This window comes from Streptomyces sp. NPDC034085 (assembly GCF_055575555.1).
Map to the genome: position 1 here is coordinate 272280 of NZ_JBVISL010000001.1, position 17331 is coordinate 289610.

Here is a 17331-nt window from a genome sequence, read left to right on the forward strand (position 1 = left end):
GCAGTCCCCCAGCCCTTCACCGTCCCACGGAGATCATCATGAGTGCACGCAACAGCCAGCAGAACAAGGCCGCCGCCCGCGAGCGGCTGCGCGTCGAGCGCGAACGGCAGGCGAAGAAGGACAAGGCCCGCCGCCAGCTGATCGTGGCCGGCGGGGTCGTCGCCGCCCTGGCGCTGGCCGGCGGGGTCGGCTACGCGGTCGTCCAGTTCAACGAGCCCGGCTACTGGGACAAGGCCGCCAAGGCCGCGCTCGTCAAGCCGAAGAACACCGAGGGCGAGGACGGCCTCACCGTGGTCATCGGCAAGCCCGAGGCGAAGAAGACCCTGGAGCTGTACGAGGACTCGCGCTGCCCGGCCTGCGCCGCCTTCGAGCAGTCGGTCGGCGAGCAGGTCAAGAAGGACGTGGAGGCGGGCAAGTTCAAGCTCCGGTACTTCGGCGCGACCTTCATCGACAACGGCGCCAAGGGCGAGGGTTCGAAGAACGCCCTGAGCGCGCTGGGCGCGGCGCTGAACGTGAGCCCGCAGGCCTTCCTCGACTACAAGGGCGCGCTCTACTCGAAGGCGCTGCACCCCGACGAGAGCGTCGACAGCTTCGCCAAGGACGACTACCTGCTGAAGGTCGCGGACACCGTCCCGGCGCTGAAGGGGAACGCCGAGTTCAAGAAGGCCGTCGAGGACGGTACGTACGATCGGTGGGCGATGGACATGTCGAAGGCGTTCAACAGCTCCGGGGTGACGGGCACCCCGACGCTGAAGATGGACGGCAAGAAGATCGAGACTCCCGCGACGCCGGAGGCGTTCACGGCGGCCATCGACAAGGCCCTCGCCGGCTGACGGGCCGACAGGTCCGGGCCCGGGCCGGATGATCCGGGCATACCGGCGGACCACCGCGCCAAACGGGCGGGCGAACTCCCGGAGTTCGCCCGCCCGTTGTCGTTCCGTATCTGTTCCCCGCGGCATACCGATCAGTAATATGATCGGCCGTGACCAGTCATCTCACCCCTTCGCACCCGCGCCGCCGTACGGTCGTCCTGGCCGCCGCGGCCACGGCCGCACTCGCGCCGATCGCCACCCTCGGTGCCCCGGCGGCCCACGCGGCGGGGGCCGCGCCCGCCTTCCTCCACGGCGTCGCCTCGGGCGACCCGCTGCCCGACGGGATCCTGCTCTGGACCCGCGTCACCCCGACCCCGGACGCGGTCCCCGGCTCCGGCCTGGGCCCGGCCACCGCCGTGGGGTGGGAGGTGGCCGAGGACAGGGCCTTCTCCCGCGTCGTCGCGAGCGGCTCCGTCACCGCGACCGCCGCCTCCGACCACACCGTCAAGGCGGACGTGCGCGGCCTGCGACCGCAGACCCCGTACTGGTACCGGTTCACCGCCGGCTCCACCGTCTCCCCCGCCGGGCGCACCCTGACCGCACCGGCGGCCGGCACGACCACGCCCGGCATCCGCTTCGGCGTGGTCTCCTGCGCCAACTGGGAGTCCGGCTACTTCTCCGCGTACCGGCACCTGGCCGCCCGCACGGACCTGCACGCGGTCCTGCACCTGGGCGACTACATCTACGAGTACCAGACCGGCGGTTACCCCGAGGCGAAGTACGTCGTACGCCAGCACGAGCCGAAGAACGAGATCGTCTCGCTCTCCGACTACCGCACCCGGCACGGCACGTACAAGACCGACGCCGACCTCCAGGCCCTGCACGCTGCCCACCCGGTCGTCGCCATCTGGGACGACCACGAGTTCGCCGACAACTCCTGGTCCGACGGGGCCGGGAACCACACCCCGGGCACCGAGGGCGACTGGGCGGCCCGCGCGGCCGCCGCCAAGCAGGCGTACTTCGAGTGGATGCCCGTACGCCCCTCCATAGCGGGTACCGTCTACCGCCGGCTGCAGTTCGGCACCCTCGCCGACCTGCACCTGCTGGACCTGCGCTCCTTCCGCTCGCAGCAGGCCAAGGTCGGCAGCGGCTCGGTGGACGACCCGGAGCGCACCATCACCGGGCGGGCCCAGCTGGACTGGCTCAAGTCGGGGCTGGCGGCCTCGAACGCGACCTGGAAGCTGGTCGGCACGTCGGTGATGATCTCGCCGGTGGCCTTCGGTTCGCTGCCCGCGCACCTGCTGAAGCCGCTGGCGCACCTGCTGGGCCTGCCGGAGGGCGGCATCGCGGTCAACGTCGACCAGTGGGACGGCTACACGGACGATCGCAAGGAGCTCCTGGGCCACTTGACGGAGCGGAACATCAAGAACACGGTGTTCCTGACCGGTGACATCCACATGGCCTGGGCGAACGACGTCCCGGTGAACATGGCGACGTACCCGGGCTCGGGGACGGCGGCGACCGAGTTCGTCGTGACCTCGGTGACCTCCGACAACATCGACGACATGCTGCACGTGGCGCCGCACACCCTCTCGGTCGTGGCCGAGGGGGCCGTCAAGGCGGCGAACTGGCACGTGAAGTGGCTGGACATGGACTCCCACGGCTACGGGGTGCTGGACGTGACGGCCGAGCGCTCGCAGATGGACTACTACGTGGTCTCGGACAAGCGGCGGCAGGACGCGGGCGCCTCCTGGGCCCGCTCGTACCGCACGCTGAACGGCACCCAGCGGGTGGAGCGGGCCGACCAGCCGGTTCGCTGATACACCGTCAAATTTGCTGCGAAGAGGGGCTCCTGGTGCAGACCAGGAGCCCCGCCCGGCACACAGGCAACAAATCTTTAACCTCCGGGTACTTGCCATCTGAATGACATGCACACATAAACTTCCGGCCAGCGTGAGGAAATCCCTCACCCCCCACCACGCTTGCCGAGGAGTCAACGTGCGCGCTGTCGCCCGCATATCCCCCCTTCTCCGCCGCCGCCTCATGGGTACGGCCGTCCTGGCCTCCACCCTGGCGTTCGCGCCCCTGACCGCCCCGGCCACCCTCGCCTCGGCCGCCCCGCAGACCGGCGCGGAGGCCTGCGCCGAGGGCTCCGCCCCGGCCAACGCCCGCGTCGCCAAGCCCAAGGACAACCACGCGGCCGAGCCCAACGAGGTCTCCGAGGCCCAGGTCAAGGCCATGGACGCCGACCTGCAGAAGAAGCTCGGCCAGATGCGGCTGTCCCCGCAGCAGGTCTACGGCGTCGGCGCCGCCGCCACCGCCACGAACATTCCGGTGTACGTCCACGTCATCACCTCCGGCACCGCCGGCAAGCTGACCGCCACGGACATCAGCAACCAGATCGCCGTCCTCAACGCCGCCTACAGCGGCCAGGGCACCGGCAACGTCGACTCCGGCTTCCAGTTCACCCTGGCGGGAACCGACTACACGGACAACGCCGCCTGGTACAACGTCTCCGACGGCACCCAGGCCGAGAAGGACATGAAGAACGCCCTGCGCAAGGGCGACAAGAACGCGCTGAACATCTACACGGCCAACCTCGGCGGCGGCCTGCTCGGCTGGGCGACCTTCCCGAGCTCCTACGCCTCCCAGCCCAAGATGGACGGCGTGGTCCTCCTCAACACCTCGCTGCCCGGCGGCTCCGCCGCCAACTACAACGAGGGCGACACCGCCACCCACGAGGTCGGCCACTGGATGGGCCTCTACCACACCTTCCAGGGCGGCTGCACGGGCAGCGGCGACTCCGTCGCCGACACCCCGGCCGAGAAGAGCGCCGCCTTCGAGTGCCCGACCGGCCGCGACTCCTGCGCCAGCAAGGCCGGCGTCGACCCGATCCACAACTTCATGGACTACACGTACGACTCCTGCATGTACCAGTTCTCCGCAGGTCAGGTCTCGCGCATGAAGAGCATGTGGACGGCCTACCGCGGCTGATCCACCCGCCCTCCCCGCACCAAAGGCACTGCCCCCCGGCGCCCGGCGCCGGGGGGCAGTGCCCTTTTCCCCCTACAGCGTGTCGAGGAACGCGAGGGCGGCCTTCCAGGTCTCCTCGGCGGCCTCGGCGTCGTAGTCCTCCAGCTCCGGGTCCGTGAACAGGTGCCCCGCGCCCGGGTAGCTGTGGACCTCCACGTCCGCCCCGGCCCGCCGCATCCGCAGGTACCAGGCGGTCAGCCAGTCGTGCGTCTCGTAGGGGTCGGGGTCCGCGATGTGCAGCTGCACCGGCAGCTCGTCCGCCGACGCGTCCTCCTCCAGGTCCGCCGTGCCGTGCAGGAGCAGCAGCCCGCGCGCCTTGTCGTCGGCCAGCGCCAGGTGCTGGGCGACGGAGCCGCCGAAGGAGAAGCCGGCGTACACCAGGCCCTGGTCGGAGAAGGGCGCCGAGGCCAGCACCGCCCGCTTCAGCAGCTCGTCGCGGCCCACCTCCTCCTGGTGGGCGGAGCCCTCCTCGAACGTCGCGAACGTACGGCCCTCGAAGAGGTCCGGCACCTGGACCGTGTGCCCGGCCGCGCGCAGCCGGTCGGCCGCGGCGTGCACCGCGGGCCGCAGCCCGTACGTCGAATGGAAGAGCATGATGTTCATGCCCTCCATCGTGCCATTCGTACGGAAAGCAGGAGTCCGGGGGCGCCCCGTGGATACCGTCTCCGGCATGGAGATGGAGAACGTCCTGCGTCCCCTCACCGTCGTCTGCGCCGCGGTGGTCCTCACCCTCGTCGCCGGCTGGCTGCTGGACCTGCTGCTGCGCCAGGCCGACGCCCGGCACGCCGAAACCCCGCTGTGGGGTCTGCTGCGCCGCTGCGGCCTGCCCTTCCGGCTCGTCCTCGGCACCGCCGTGCTCCAGGCCGCGTACCGGCCGGCGGGCGTCCTCCCCGCCCACGCGGACGCCGTGGGCCACGTGCTGACCCTGGTCCAGATCGCCTCGACCGCCTGGCTGCTCGTCGGCATCGCGACGGCGATCGTCGAGGCGACGTACGCCCGCTACGCCGCCGTCTCGCCCGACGAGGCGCGGGTGCGCCGGGTGCGCACCCAGGTCACCCTGATCCAGCGGGTGCTCACCGCCCTGGCCGTGGTGGTCGCCGCCGCCGCGATGCTGCTGACCTTCCCGGCGATGCGCACGGTCGGCACCTCGGTGCTGGCCTCCGCCGGGGTCCTCGGGATCGTCGCGGGCATCGCCGCGCAGTCCTCCCTCGGCAACCTCTTCGCCGGACTCCAGATCGCCTTCGGGGACACCGTGCGCATCGGGGACACGGTGGTCGTGGACGAGGAGTGGGGGAAGGTCGAGGAGATCACCCTGACGTTCCTGGTGGTCCGCACCTGGGACGAGCGCCGGATCACGATGCCGGTCTCCTACTTCACCAGCAAGCCGTACGAGAACTGGTCGCGGGGCGGCGCCCAGATGACCGGCACGGTCTTCTGGCACCTGGACCACTCGGCGCCGGTCGCCCTGATGCGCGACCGGCTGGCGGAGATCCTCCCGGACATCCCCGAATGGGACGGCCGCACCGGCACCCTCGCCGTCACGGACACCACCCCGAACACCATCGTGGTCCGCGCGGTGGTCACCGCGAAGGACGCCGACGACCTGTGGACCGTGCGCTGCGCGGTCCGCGAGCAGCTGATCACCTGGCTCTCCGACCGGCACCCGTACGCCTTCCCCCGCGTCACGACCACCGAGGTCATCCCGCGGGACGCTCCCTAGGGACTGCGCAGGCTCCGGACGTCCAGGTGGCGCAGGACGCGGTCCACGATCTCCGGGTCGGCGCCCGGTTCGCTGCGCGCCGCCAGGACCTCGTGCCGGGCGGCGGACATCATCTCCCGCTGGATGCGCTGGATGTCGCGGATCCGCTCGACCCGCTTCGCGTAGGCCTCCCGCCGTTCCTCGTCCACCAGATCGGGGCTGATCCTGGCCCCGACGTCGTACGCACGCCGGTGCAGGGTCTCGACCAGGTCATCCGGGAGGTCCTCGACGTCCTCGATCTCCTTGAGCCGCTGCTTCGCCGCCTTCGCCGCGCGCAGCGCGAGGTGCCGCTCGATCTCCCGCTCCACGTCCGTGTCCGGCTCCACCCCCAGCCGCCGCACCAACCACGGCAGGGTCAGGCCCTGGCACACCAGGGTGGCCATGATCACCGCGAACGCGATGAAGATGATCTCGTCCCGCGCCGGGAAGGCGTCGCCGGCATCCGTACGGAGGGGCAGGGCCAGGGCCAGCGCCACCGAGGCCACCCCCCGCATCCCGGCCCACCACATCACCAGGCTCTCCCGCCAGCTCAGCGGGATCTCCTCCTGGTAGTCGCGGCGCCGGTGCAGCTTCTTCGCCAGCCAGCCCGCCGGCAGCAGCCACAGCAGCCGTACGCCGACCACCACCGCGACCACCACGGCCGCCCAGCCGGCCATGTCCCTCTCGCGGCCCTTCGCGACGCCGAAGACGTTGTGCAGCTCCAGCCCGATCAGCCCGAACGCCACCCCGGTGACGAGCGTGTCGACGATCTCCCAGAACGTGTGCCCGGCGAGGCGGCCCAGCACGTCGTCGGCGTCGCCCGCGTACTCGGCGAGGAACAGGGCCGTCGTCAGCACGGCCAGCACGCCCGAGCCCTGGAACTCCTCCGCCACCACGTACGCGACGAACGGCACGAGCAGCGTCAGGCCGATCTTGAGGGTGGCGTCCCCGAGCCCGCCCATCAGCCGGTTCGTGGCCCAGCCCAGCGCCAGCCCGACGGCGACCGCCACCACGGCGGACAGGACGAACTCCCCGAGCGCGTCCGGCCACGAGAAAGTGCCGCTCACGACGGCGGCCACCGCCACGTGGTAGAGCACGATGGCGGTGACGTCGTTGAACAGGCCCTCGCCCTCCAGGATCGACACCATCCGGCGCGGCAGCCCGAGCGCCCCGGCCACGGCGGTGGCGGCGACCGGGTCCGGCGGCGCGACCAGCGCGCCGAGCGCGACGGCGGCGGCCAGCGGCAGTCCGGGCACGACGGCGTAGGCGACGCCGGCCACGGCGGCGGTCGTCACGAACACCAGGGCCACGGCCAGCAGCAGGATCGGCCGGACGTTCGCGGCGAACTGCCGCCAGGAGGTGCGCTGCGCGGAGGCGTACAGCAGCGGCGGCAGCACCAGCGGGAGGATGTACTCGGGCGGGATGTCGACGTTGGGGACGGCCGGCACCAGCGCCAGCACGACTCCGCCGATGGTCATCAGGACGGGCGCGGGCAGCCCGAGCCGGTCCCCGAGCGGTACGGTGACGACGGCCCCGAGCAGCAGTACGAAGAGCAGAGCGAGCTGATCCACTCCCCCACCCTGCCGTATCCGCCGGTGCTCCGCCCTCAGGCGCGGTCGCCGCCGCGCGGCGGCCGGACGGAGCCACTCCCCGCCCTGCCCCCGCCCGTTCCCCGGAACTCCGCCCCCAACCGTCCCCCGCGCCTCAACCGCGCCGCCGAGGCCGGATCTCCCGCGCGGTGGGACAACGCGCACCGACCGGCACCCGCGCGAACCGGTCCCCGGTCGAGGAGGTGCCGGCTACGGCAGCCGGCGCCGCATCGACCGGTGCGGGATGCCGGCGTCCTCGAACTCCGGCCCGTACGCCTCGTACCCCAGCCGCTCGTAGAAGCCCAGCGCGTGGGTCTGCGCCCCGAGGTCCACCGCGGCCAGCCCCAGCCGCCCGGCCTCCGCCTCGATCGCGCGCACCAGCGCCACTCCGACGCCCAGCCCGCGCGCGGACTTGCGTACGGCCAGCCGGCCCAGGGAGCCGACCTCCGGGGAGCCCGTCTTGCCCAGGGCCTCGGGCCCGTGCAGCAGCCGGCCGGTGCCCAGCGGCTCGCCGTCCGGGCCGGCGGCCAGGACGTGCACCGCGACCGCGTCGTACGCGTCGTACTCGATGGACTCCGGTACCGACTGCTCGACCACGAAGACCTCGGTCCGCACAGCGTTGCACGCCGCCCGGTCGGCCTCGGACTTCGCGACCCTCACCGATACCGGAGCGGGCGGGAGCGAGGTCACTGGCTCTCGGCCCGGATCACGTCCAGGGCGTGCTGGAGGTCCGCCGGGTAGCCGCTCTCGAACTCCACCCACTGGCCGTCGGCCGGGTGCTCGAAGCCGAGCCGCACCGCGTGCAGCCACTGGCGGGTCAGCCCGAGCCGCTTGGCGACGGTCGGGTCCGCCCCGTACGTCAGGTCGCCGACGCAGGGGTGGCGGTGCGCGGACATGTGCACGCGGATCTGGTGCGTGCGCCCCGTCTCCAGCTTGATGTCCAGCAGCGAGGCCGCGCGGAAGGCCTCGATGAGGTCGTAGTGGGTGACGGAGGCCTTGCCGTCCTGGGTCACCGCCCACTTGTAGTCGGCGTTCGGGTGGCGCCCGATCGGCGCGTCGATCGTGCCGCTCATCGGGTCCGGGTGGCCCTGCACCAGCGCGTGGTAGCGCTTGTCCACGACGCGCTCGCGGAACTGGTTCTTCAGGGAGGTGTACGCGCGCTCGGACTTGGCCACGGCCATCAGGCCGGAGGTGCCGACGTCGAGGCGGTGCACGACGCCCTGGCGCTCGGAGGCGCCGGAGGTCGAGATCCGGTAGCCGGCGGCGGCGAGGCCGCCGATCACGGTGGTGCCGGTCCAGCCGGGGCTGGGGTGGGCGGCGACGCCGACCGGCTTCATGACGACCACGATGTCGTCGTCGTCGTGGACGATCTCCATGCCGGGCACGGGCTCGGCCACGAGCTCGACGGGCCGCGGCGGGGCGGGCATCTCCACCTCGAGCCAGGCGCCGCCGTGGACGCGCTCGGACTTGCCGACGACACTGCCGTCGACCGAGACCTTCCCCTCCGCCGCCAGCTCGGCCGCCTTCGTCCGGGAAAAACCGAACATACGGGCGATCGCGGCGTCGACACGCTCGCCTTCGAGGCCATCGGGAACGGGCAGGGTGCGGATCTCGGGAATCGTACTCACCTGTCGAGTATGCAGGACTCGGCAGCGGAGCTTTCCCGCGCGAGCTCCGCGATCAGTCCTTGTGGACGGTGCCGTCCGGGTCCAGCCCCTTGAACGACAGCAGGACGATCAGGATCCCGCCGCACACGATCGCCGAGTCCGCGAGGTTGAAGACCGCGAAGTGGGCCGGCGCGATGAAGTCGACGACCGCACCGCGGAACACGCCCGGCGAGCGGAAGATCCGGTCGGTGAGGTTGCCCAGCGCACCGCCCAGCAGCAGGCCGAGGGCGATCGCCCACGGCAGGCTGTACAGCTTGCGGGCCAGCCGGACGATCACCACGATCACGGTCGCCGCGATGCCGGTGAAGATGATCGTGAACGCCTCGCCGAAGCCGAACGCGGCGCCGGGGTTGCGGATGGCGGAGAACTTCAGCAGGTCACCGATGATCTCGATCGGCGGCTGGTGTTCCAGTTTGGCCACGACCAGCATCTTGCTGCCGAGGTCGAGCAGGTACGCGAGCACCGCCACGACCAGCAGCGCCGCGATCCGCCGGCGCCCCCGGGGCGCGGCGGGCTCCGACTGCGGCTCGGCGTCGTCCCCGACTTCCGGCATACCGATGGTGCGCTCCGCCTCTGCCACGTGAGTCCCTCGAACTAGCTCGAACCAGGTACGGGTAACTGGATCCCGACGAGACACGAGAGTACGTCAGTGCGCGTAGGTCCTGCCTAGTGCCTTCGCTCCTGCTTCTGCTTGCAGTCCACGCACAGCGTCGCCCGCGGGAAGGCCTGCATGCGCGCCTTTCCGATGGGCCGGCCGCAGTTCTCGCACAGTCCGTAGGTGCCCGCCTCCAGCCGCTCCAGGGCCCGCTCGGTCTGCTCCAGCATCGAGGTGGCGTTGGCGGCGAGCGCCAGCTCCGACTCCCGGGTGATGTTCTTGGTCCCGGTGTCGGCCTGGTCGTCGCCGGCGCCGTCGCCGGAGTCGCGCATCAGGCCGGAGATGGCCACCTCGGAGGCGTCCAGCTCGGCGCGCAGCCGCAGCACCTCGGTCTCCAGCTCCGCGCGCGCCTCACCGACCTCCTCGGGGGTCCAGGGGTCCTCGCCCGCCCGTACGGCGAGCTCGCCGGGAGCGGCCGCGGCCGGGGCGGCCTTCACCTTGGGGAGCCCGCTGGTGGCGGTCCCGGCCGTCTTCCTGGCCGTACCCGCAGTCTTCTTGGCTACCACTTTCCGAGCTCCCGTCTTCCGCGCGGCCGGGGCCGCCCCCTCGGACCCGGCCGATTTGGCCGCGGCCTTGCTCGTGCGCTCGGCTACCGCCGTACGGGCCGCACCGATCCCGGCCGAAGCCGTCTCGGCCGGCGCCGCCTTGCCGGTGACCTGCCTGTCCGGCGCCGCCTCGGCGGTGGCCTGTTTGGCCTTCGCCGGCACGGCGGTGGCCCGCTTGGCCTTCGCCGGCTTGGTCAGGGCCTTGTCGGCCCGGGCCGGCTTCGCGCCGGCCTTGTCGGCCAAGGCCGACTCGGCCGAAGCCTTGTCGACCGGAGCCGTCTTGGTCGAAGCCTTCTTGGCGGCGACCTTTTTGACCACAGCCTCCTTGGCAGGCGGCGCTTGCTTCTTCTCGGCCACGACCTTCTTGGCCGGGGCCTTCTTCGCCGCCGCCTCCGGGGCCGGAGCCCGTTCGGCCGCAGCCTTCTTGGCCGAGGCCCGCTTGGCCGGAGCCTCCTTGCCGCCGGCTGCACTCACCCCGGCCCCCTTGGCCGGAGCCTTGGCAACAGCCCGTTTGGCCGGGGCCTTCTTCGCCGCCGCTTCCCGGGCCGGAGCCCGTTCGGCCGCAGGCTTCTTGGCCGAGGCCCGCTTGGCCGGAGCCTCCTTGCCGCCGGCTGCACTCACCCCGGCCCCCTTGGCCGGAGCCTTGGCAGCGGCCTTCGTGCCGGAGGCCTTCTTCTCCGCGGGCTCCTTGCCCGCCGCTTTCGCGGCAGAAGCCTTCTTCCCCGCGACCTCCTCGGCCGGAACCCGTCTGGTCGTGGCCTTCACGGCCTCGGCCTTGGCCGGAGACGCCCGCTTGGCCGGGGCCTTGGCGGCCGCAGCCCGATCGGCAGCGGTCGTGCGGGACGGAGCCTTCTTCGTCGGGGCCGTTCGGGCCGGGGCCGGTTTCGTACGGCCGGGACGGGCCGGAGCGGCCGCCGGAGGCGACGGCGTGGAGCCTGGCACAGCAGCCACCTCCCGTGTCGCCGTCTTCTTCGCCACCATGCCCGCGGCCCCTTTTCACATACCGTGATCTTGTTCGCAGATCGTGCCGGAACGATAAATCGCCTCCGACCCCACGGCAACGGGGCACGCGTCCCTCAAGGTCAACCTGCATCCGTTGTGCCCAGCGGGAGGCCCCGTAATCCGCCGCACCGGCCCCGGTGGAGCCCGGACCGGCCCGTCAGCCCATCCGGGTCATCCCGGCACCCGCCCCGCGCCGCGCCCCCGACCCCCGCAAAACCGGTCTGCCGACCCGCCCCCCGGCCCGTACACTGGGCGCAGCGAAAGGCATGGATGGGGACGAGTAGCGTCGGACGCAGCCAGGAGCGACCCGGGGACGGTGAGAGCCCGGGGGCGAGCGCGACGTGAAGGATCACCCCGGAGCCGCCGGAAGAAAGCCCGCACGGACCCCCGTACGGCGAGTAGAACCGGCTTCGCACCCCAATGAGGGGGCCGCCGGACCCGTCCGGAGGCCAAGGAGGGTGGTACCGCGGGAGCAGCAGACGGCTCTCGTCCCTCCGGACGGAAGTGACACACCGCCGGAGGAAGAGTTCAGCCTCATGACCACACCGCCGCAGTACCGCCCGGTACCCGCCCAGGTCGACCTGCCCGCCCTCGAGCACGCCGTCCTCGACTTCTGGCGCGAGAGCAAGACCTTCGCCAAGACGCTCGAACAGTCCGAGGGCCGCCCCGAGTGGGTCTTCTACGAGGGCCCGCCCACCGCGAACGGCATGCCCGGCGCGCACCACATCGAGGCCCGCGTCTTCAAGGACGTCTTCCCCCGCTTCCGCACCATGCGCGGCTACCACGTGGCCCGCAAGGCCGGCTGGGACTGCCACGGCCTGCCCGTCGAGCTGGCCGTCGAGAAGGAGCTCGGCTTCAGCGGCAAGCAGGACATCGAGGCGTACGGCATCGCCGAGTTCAACGCCAAGTGCCGCGAGTCCGTGACCCGCCACACCGACGCGTTCGCCGAGCTCACGACCCGCATGGGCTACTGGGTCGACCTGGACGACGCGTACCGGACCATGGACCCCGAGTACGTCGAGTCCGTGTGGTGGTCGCTGAAGGAGATCTTCAACAAGGGCCTGCTCACCCAGGACCACCGGGTGGCCCCCTGGTGCCCGCGCTGCGGCACCGGCCTCTCGGACCACGAGCTGGCGCAGGGCTACGAAACGGTCGTCGACCCCTCCGTCTACGTCCGCTTCCCGCTGACCTCCGGCCCGCTCGCCGGCGAGGCGGCGCTGGTCGTGTGGACCACCACCCCCTGGACCCTGGTCTCCAACACGGCGGTCGCCGCGCACCCGGACGTCACGTACGTGGTCGCCACCAACGGCGAGGAGAAGCTGGTCGTCGCCCAGCCGCTGCTGGAGAAGGCGCTCGGCGAGGGCTGGGAGGCCACCGGCCAGACCTTCACCGGCAAGGACATGGAGCGCTGGACGTACGAGCGCCCGTTCGCCCTCGTGGAGTTCCCGGAGCCGGCCCACTACGTCGTCAACGCCGAGTACGTGACGACCGAGGACGGCACCGGCCTCGTCCACCAGGCCCCCGCCTTCGGCGCCGACGACCTCGCGGTCTGCCGCTCGTACGGCATGCCGGTCGTGAACCCGGTCCGCGCCGACGGCACCTTCGAGGAGGACGTCCCGCTGGTCGGCGGCGTGTTCTTCAAGAAGGCCGACGAGCGCCTGACCGCCGACCTCGACGCGCGCGGCCTGCTCTTCAAGCACATCGCCTACGAGCACAGCTACCCGCACTGCTGGCGCTGCCACACCGCCCTGCTCTACTACGCGCAGCCCTCCTGGTACGTCCGCACCACCGCCGTCAAGGACGCGATGCTGCGGGAGAACGAGAAGACCAACTGGTTCCCGGAGTCGGTCAAGCAGGGCCGCTTCGGCGACTGGCTGAACAACAACATCGACTGGGCGCTCTCCCGCAACCGCTACTGGGGCACCCCGCTGCCGATCTGGCGCTGCGAGGAGAACCACCTCACCTGCGTCGGCTCCCGCGCCGAGCTGAGCGAGCTGTCCGGGCAGGACCACTCCGCCCTGGACCCGCACCGCCCGTACATCGACGACGTGACCTTCACCTGCACCGCCGAGGGCTGCTCCCTCGAAGCGGTCCGCGTGCCCGAGGTGATCGACGCCTGGTACGACTCGGGCTCGATGCCGTTCGCGCAGTGGGGCTACCCGTACAAGAACAAGGAGATCTTCGAGAAGCGCTACCCGGCGCAGTTCATCTCGGAGGCCATCGACCAGACGCGCGGGTGGTTCTACACCCTCATGGCGGTCGGCACGCTCGTCTTCGACAAGTCCTCGTACGAGAACGTGGTCTGCCTCGGCCACATCCTCGCCGAGGACGGCCGCAAGATGTCCAAGCACCTGGGCAACATCCTCCAGCCGATCCCGCTCATGGACCAGCACGGCGCCGACGCCGTCCGCTGGTTCATGGCGGCGGGCGGTTCCCCGTGGGCGGCGCGGCGCGTCGGCCACGGCACGATCCAGGAGGTCGTCCGCAAGACGCTCCTCACGTACTGGAACACGGTCGCCTTCCAGGCCCTGTACGCACGCACGTCGCAGTGGGCCCCGTCCGCGGCCGACCCGGCGCCGGCGGACCGCACGGTGCTGGACCGCTGGCTGCTGTCCGAGCTGCACACCCTGGTGGCCGAGGTCACCGGGGCGATGGAGTCGTACGACACCCAGCGCGCCGGCAAGCTGCTGTCCGCGTTCGTGGACGACCTGTCGAACTGGTACGTGCGCCGCTCGCGCCGCCGGTTCTGGCAGGGCGACAAGGCGGCCCTGCGCACGCTGCACGACGTGGTGGAGACGGTCACCCGTCTCATGGCCCCCCTGACCCCCTTCATCACGGAGCGGGTCTGGCAGGACATGATCGTCCCGGTCACCCCGGACGCGCCGGAGTCGGTGCACCTCTCCACCTGGCCGGTGGCCGACACCTCGGCGATCGACGCGACCCTCTCGCAGCAGATGCTGCTGGTCCGCCGCCTCGTGGAGCTGGGCCGCGCCACGCGTGCCGAGTCGGGTGTGAAGACCCGCCAGCCGCTCTCCCGGGCCCTGGTCGGTGCCGTGGGCTTCGACGCCCTGTCCGCCGAGCTCCAGGCGCAGATCACGGAGGAGCTGAACGTCTCCTCCCTGGCATCCCTGTCCGAGGTCGGCGGGTCGCTGGTGGACACCACGGCCAAGGCCAACTTCCGGGCGCTGGGCAAGCGCTTCGGCAAGGGCGTGCAGGACGTCGCGAAGGCCGTGGCCGCGGCCGACGCGGCGGCGCTGTCGCTGGCGCTGCGCTCGGGCGAGGCCGCCGTGGAGGTGAACGGCGAGACGGTCGCCCTCACCCCGGAGGAGGTCATCATCACGGAGACCCCGCGCGAGGGCTGGTCGGTGGCCTCGGACTCCGGTGCGACGGTCGCCCTGGACCTGGAGATCACCCCGGAGCTGCGGCTGGCGGGCCTCGCGCGTGACGCGATCCGCCTGATCCAGGAGGCCCGGAAGAACTCCGGCCTCGACGTCGCGGACCGCATCGCCCTGCGCTGGTCCTCCACGTCCCCGGAGGTCGAGACGGCCCTGACGGACCACGCGGCCCTGATCGCGGACGAGGTCCTGGCGACGGACTTCGCGGCCGGCGAGGCCGACGCGGCGTACGGCGACCCCTTCACGGACGAGTCCCTGTCCCTGACGTTCCGCCTCCGCAAGGCGTAACCGTCCCGTCCCGACCGGTGGCCCGGCCCTTCCCCTCCGGGGGGGGGCCGGGCCACTGCCGTCTGCAGGCCCCTTCCCGCGCCTCGAACACCGGCGGGGCCGGATCTTCCAGCCCCGCCGGCGTTTGAGGCGCGGGGTCCGGGGCGGAGCCCCACGGAACGGGCGAAGGGCGGGGAGGGGCCGGCCCCGCGCAGCGGCCACCACCCGCAGCGCCCGGCGTCGGGCGCAGAAACGGGCCGGGCCCGGTGCCCCCTCAGGGGAACCGGGCCCGGCCCGTTATGACTGCCGACGGCTACGTCAGTTGTCGTCCTCGTCGATCAGGAAGCCCCGCATGGGAGACGGCGCCTGCATCGGCTGCGGCGCAGCCGGCCGCACCGGAGCCATCGGCTGCGTCATCGCCGGGGACATCTGCTGCTGGCCGCCGTAGGACGGGCCGCCGGACATCGGGGAGGGACCGCCCATCGGGGACGGGCCGCCCATCGACGGGCCACCGCCCATGGAGTGCCCCATCGCACCGGCCGGAGCCATCGACGGGGACGGCGACGGCGGCAGGGCCGGGCCGGCCGGGGTGCGCGGCGGCGCGAGGGAGTCGTCGGCCTGGGTCTCCAGCTGGCGCAGCTGCGACTCGAGGTAGGACTTCAGACGCGTACGGTACTCGCGCTCGAAGCCCCGCAGGTCCTCGACCTTGCGCTCCAGCGTGGCGCGGGCGGACTCCAGGGAGCCCATCGCGACGCGGTGCTTCTCCTGCGCGTCCCGCTCCAGCGCGTCGGCCTTGGCGCGGGCGTCCCGCTCCAGGCCCTCGGCGCGGCTGCGCGCCTCGCCGACGATCTTGTTGGCCTCGGAGCGGGCCTCCGCGATCGCCTGGTCGGCGGTCTGCTGCGCGAGCGACAGGACGCGGGCGGCGCTGTCGCCACCGGGGCCCTGCTGCGGGAGCTGCGGCTGGCCCATCTGCTGCATCTGCTGGCCCATCGGCTGCATCTGCTGCCCCATGGGCTGCATCTGCTGGCCCATCGGCTGGCCGAGCTGGTTCTGGCCGCCCATGGACTGCTGCTGCATCTGCTGCTGCATCTGCTGCTGGCCCATCTGCTGCTGCGGCGCCATCGGGTGCTGGCCACCCATGGACTGCTGCTGCATGGGGCCGCCCATCGGGCCGGGACCCTGCGGTCCGTGTCCGCCGGGACCGGCCGGCAGCTGCGGCTGACCGCCCGGGAGCTGCGGCGGGCCCATCTGCGGCTGCTGCTGCTGCGGCGGGCCGGATATGGCCGCCGGCACGGGGGCGCCCGGGCCGCGCTGGTCCTGGGGCTCCGGCTTGCGCATGTTCTGCTGCTGCTGCTGGTTCTGCGCGGCGGCGCGCGTGGCAGCGGCCAGCTTGGCGCGCAGGTCCTCGTTCTCGCGCAGCAGACGGGTCAGCTCGGACTCGACCTCGTCGAGGAAGGCGTCGACCTCGTCCTCGTCATAGCCTTCTCGCAGGCGGACGGTCGTGAACTGCTTGTTCCGCACGTCCTCGGGAGTCAGCGGCATGTCTTCTTCACCTCTACGTAGTCGTCGGCAGTCGGCAGGACCGTATCGGGACTGTCCCCGCGCCTGCGGGGGAGCTCATCGTTCACACGCTTCTCGCAGCGGTGCTCACGAAACTGATGAGGATGTAAACGATGATCATCAGAACGAAGAAGGACAGGTCGAGTGCCACGCCCCCGAGACGCAACGGCGGGATGAAGCGCCGAAGAAGCTTGAGCGGTGGATCGGTGACAGTGTAGGTGGCCTCCAGAACGACCACCATCGCCTTGCCGGGTGCCCATGAACGTGCGAACTGGAACACGTAGTCCATGACCAGTCGGAAGATCAGCACGATGAGGAAGCACATCAGCGCGATGTAGACCACCTGCAGTGCGACGCCCATCCCGTGCTTCCCTCTCCCCTGCTTCCGCTCTGTCCCCGGTCCCGTTTCTGACGGATCGGTCTAGCTTTGGTTGAAGAACCCGCCCTCCGCGATGCGGGCCTTGTCCTCCGCCGTGACATCGACGTTAGCAGGAGACAGCAGGAACACCTTCTGTGTCACGCGTTCAATACTGCCGTGCAGACCGAAGACAAGACCGGCGGCGAAGTCCACGAGACGCTTCGCGTCCGTGTCGTCCATCTCCGTGAGATTCATGATCACCGGGGTGCCCTCACGGAAGTGTTCCCCGATGGTACGGGCCTCGTTGTAGGTCCGGGGGTGCAGCGTCGTGATGCGGTACGGCTCCCGCTCGGAGACGACCTTGGGCATGATCACGGGGGCGTTCTTCTCCAGGTTGGTGCGGTCAGGTGTGATGGATGCCACGGGGGCAATTCGCGCGGGACGTCCGTTTTCTGACGGAATTGGGAGGGGTTCGCGCGGAGCAGGCGGCTGTGCGACTCGTACCGGTTCGTCCGTTACGGGCGTTTGGTGCACCGGCTGCTGCCTACGATCCCGGTCTCGCGCCCGTTCCGGTTCCGGTTCGGGCTCGAACTCGTCATCGGGGTCGTACCCCGGGTTGTCGTACCGGTCGTCCTCCACGAGGCCGAGGTAGACCGCCATCTTGCGCATCGCGCCGGCCATTCTCCGAGTCCTCCGCTCTGTGGTGGATC

General features: G+C 71.4%; 14 protein-coding genes. 5 read left to right on the forward strand and 9 right to left on the reverse strand.

Going from position 1 to position 17331, the window contains the following annotated elements:
* Positions 1 to 38: 38 nt before the first annotated feature.
* The 3 genes from ACZ501_RS01310 (at position 39) to ACZ501_RS01320 (ending at position 3806) form a co-directional block, all read left to right on the forward strand.
* On the forward strand, positions 39 to 833 hold the full coding sequence (locus ACZ501_RS01310; protein ID WP_361600153.1) for a DsbA family protein: 795 nt from the start codon (positions 39 to 41) through the stop codon (positions 831 to 833).
* Positions 834 to 982: 149 nt separating this feature from the next.
* Complete coding sequence (locus tag ACZ501_RS01315; protein WP_468791620.1) at positions 983 to 2632, forward strand: alkaline phosphatase D family protein; 1650 nt, start codon at positions 983 to 985, stop codon at positions 2630 to 2632.
* A gap of 223 nt (positions 2633 to 2855) precedes the next feature.
* Entirely contained in the window at positions 2856 to 3806 is a 951-nt protein-coding gene (locus tag ACZ501_RS01320) for a zinc metalloprotease (protein WP_361600186.1), read from the forward strand.
* Between the two features lie 72 nt (positions 3807 to 3878).
* On the opposite strand, the gene ACZ501_RS01325 is transcribed toward ACZ501_RS01320, so the two are convergent.
* Positions 3879 to 4448: a dienelactone hydrolase family protein gene (locus tag ACZ501_RS01325; protein ID WP_468791623.1), complete on the reverse strand. Its 570-nt coding sequence runs from the start codon at positions 4446 to 4448 to the stop codon at positions 3879 to 3881.
* 73 nt (positions 4449 to 4521) lie between these two features.
* Here ACZ501_RS01325 and ACZ501_RS01330 point away from each other — a divergent pair, with 73 nt between their 5' ends.
* The gene (locus ACZ501_RS01330; RefSeq protein WP_468792644.1) at positions 4522 to 5565 is read left to right on the forward strand and encodes a mechanosensitive ion channel family protein; all 1044 of its coding nucleotides are present in this window, start codon (positions 4522 to 4524) and stop codon (positions 5563 to 5565) included.
* Here ACZ501_RS01330 and ACZ501_RS01335 read toward each other — a convergent pair.
* The 5 genes from ACZ501_RS01335 to ACZ501_RS01355 form a co-directional block, all read right to left on the reverse strand.
* Positions 5562 to 7154, reverse strand: coding sequence for a Na+/H+ antiporter (locus ACZ501_RS01335; protein WP_468791626.1), 1593 nt, complete (start codon positions 7152 to 7154; stop codon positions 5562 to 5564). The two genes, ACZ501_RS01330 and ACZ501_RS01335, sit on opposite strands and share 4 nt — an antisense overlap.
* A gap of 228 nt (positions 7155 to 7382) precedes the next feature.
* Positions 7383 to 7862: a GNAT family N-acetyltransferase gene (locus ACZ501_RS01340; RefSeq protein ID WP_468791629.1), complete on the reverse strand. Its 480-nt coding sequence runs from the start codon at positions 7860 to 7862 to the stop codon at positions 7383 to 7385.
* Positions 7859 to 8800, reverse strand: coding sequence for an RluA family pseudouridine synthase (locus ACZ501_RS01345; RefSeq protein WP_362463527.1), 942 nt, complete (start codon positions 8798 to 8800; stop codon positions 7859 to 7861). Before ACZ501_RS01345 ends, ACZ501_RS01340 begins: the two co-directional genes overlap by 4 nt.
* A 52-nt stretch (positions 8801 to 8852) precedes the next feature.
* Positions 8853 to 9419: a signal peptidase II gene (lspA, locus tag ACZ501_RS01350; protein WP_362463524.1), complete on the reverse strand. Its 567-nt coding sequence runs from the start codon at positions 9417 to 9419 to the stop codon at positions 8853 to 8855.
* 86 nt (positions 9420 to 9505) lie between these two features.
* A complete protein-coding gene (locus tag ACZ501_RS01355) occupies positions 9506 to 10804 on the reverse strand; it encodes a TraR/DksA family transcriptional regulator (RefSeq protein WP_468791632.1) in 1299 nt (432 codons plus the stop codon).
* A gap of 773 nt (positions 10805 to 11577) precedes the next feature.
* On the opposite strand from ACZ501_RS01355, the gene ileS reads away from it, so the two are divergent.
* The gene (gene ileS, locus ACZ501_RS01360; RefSeq protein WP_468791635.1) at positions 11578 to 14724 is read left to right on the forward strand and encodes an isoleucine--tRNA ligase; all 3147 of its coding nucleotides are present in this window, start codon (positions 11578 to 11580) and stop codon (positions 14722 to 14724) included.
* A 297-nt stretch (positions 14725 to 15021) separates the two neighbouring features.
* Here ileS and ACZ501_RS01365 read toward each other — a convergent pair whose 3' ends face one another.
* From ACZ501_RS01365 to ACZ501_RS01375, 3 genes are all read right to left on the reverse strand, one after another.
* Positions 15022 to 16245 carry a DivIVA domain-containing protein gene (locus ACZ501_RS01365; RefSeq protein WP_362464467.1) on the reverse strand — a complete coding sequence of 408 codons (1224 nt, stop codon included), beginning with the start codon at positions 16243 to 16245 and terminating at the stop codon, positions 15022 to 15024.
* 82 nt (positions 16246 to 16327) lie between these two features.
* Positions 16328 to 16624 (reverse strand): YggT family protein, encoded by a 297-nt coding sequence (locus tag ACZ501_RS01370; protein ID WP_007263603.1) that lies wholly within the window; start codon positions 16622 to 16624, stop codon positions 16328 to 16330.
* A gap of 60 nt (positions 16625 to 16684) precedes the next feature.
* Complete coding sequence (locus ACZ501_RS01375) at positions 16685 to 17302, reverse strand: cell division protein SepF (RefSeq protein ID WP_361604916.1); 618 nt, start codon at positions 17300 to 17302, stop codon at positions 16685 to 16687.
* Between the last annotated feature and the right edge of the window lie 29 nt (positions 17303 to 17331).

Excerpts from the sequence above, each read along its gene's own strand:
- ileS (WP_468791635.1), top strand. The coding sequence starts at position 11,578 with ATGACCACACCGCCGCAGTACCGCCCGGTACCCGCCCAGGTCGACCTG.
- ACZ501_RS01320 (WP_361600186.1), top strand. The coding sequence starts at position 2,856 with ATGGGTACGGCCGTCCTGGCCTCCACCCTGGCGTTCGCGCCCCTGACC.
- ACZ501_RS01310 (WP_361600153.1), top strand. The coding sequence starts at position 39 with ATGAGTGCACGCAACAGCCAGCAGAACAAGGCCGCCGCCCGCGAGCGG.
- ACZ501_RS01370 (WP_007263603.1), bottom strand. The coding sequence starts at position 16,624 with ATGGGCGTCGCACTGCAGGTGGTCTACATCGCGCTGATGTGCTTCCTC.
- ACZ501_RS01330 (WP_468792644.1), top strand. The coding sequence starts at position 4,522 with ATGGAGAACGTCCTGCGTCCCCTCACCGTCGTCTGCGCCGCGGTGGTC.
- ACZ501_RS01375 (WP_361604916.1), bottom strand. The coding sequence starts at position 17,302 with ATGGCCGGCGCGATGCGCAAGATGGCGGTCTACCTCGGCCTCGTGGAG.
- ACZ501_RS01325 (WP_468791623.1), bottom strand. The coding sequence starts at position 4,448 with ATGAACATCATGCTCTTCCATTCGACGTACGGGCTGCGGCCCGCGGTG.
- ACZ501_RS01365 (WP_362464467.1), bottom strand. The coding sequence starts at position 16,245 with ATGCCGCTGACTCCCGAGGACGTGCGGAACAAGCAGTTCACGACCGTC.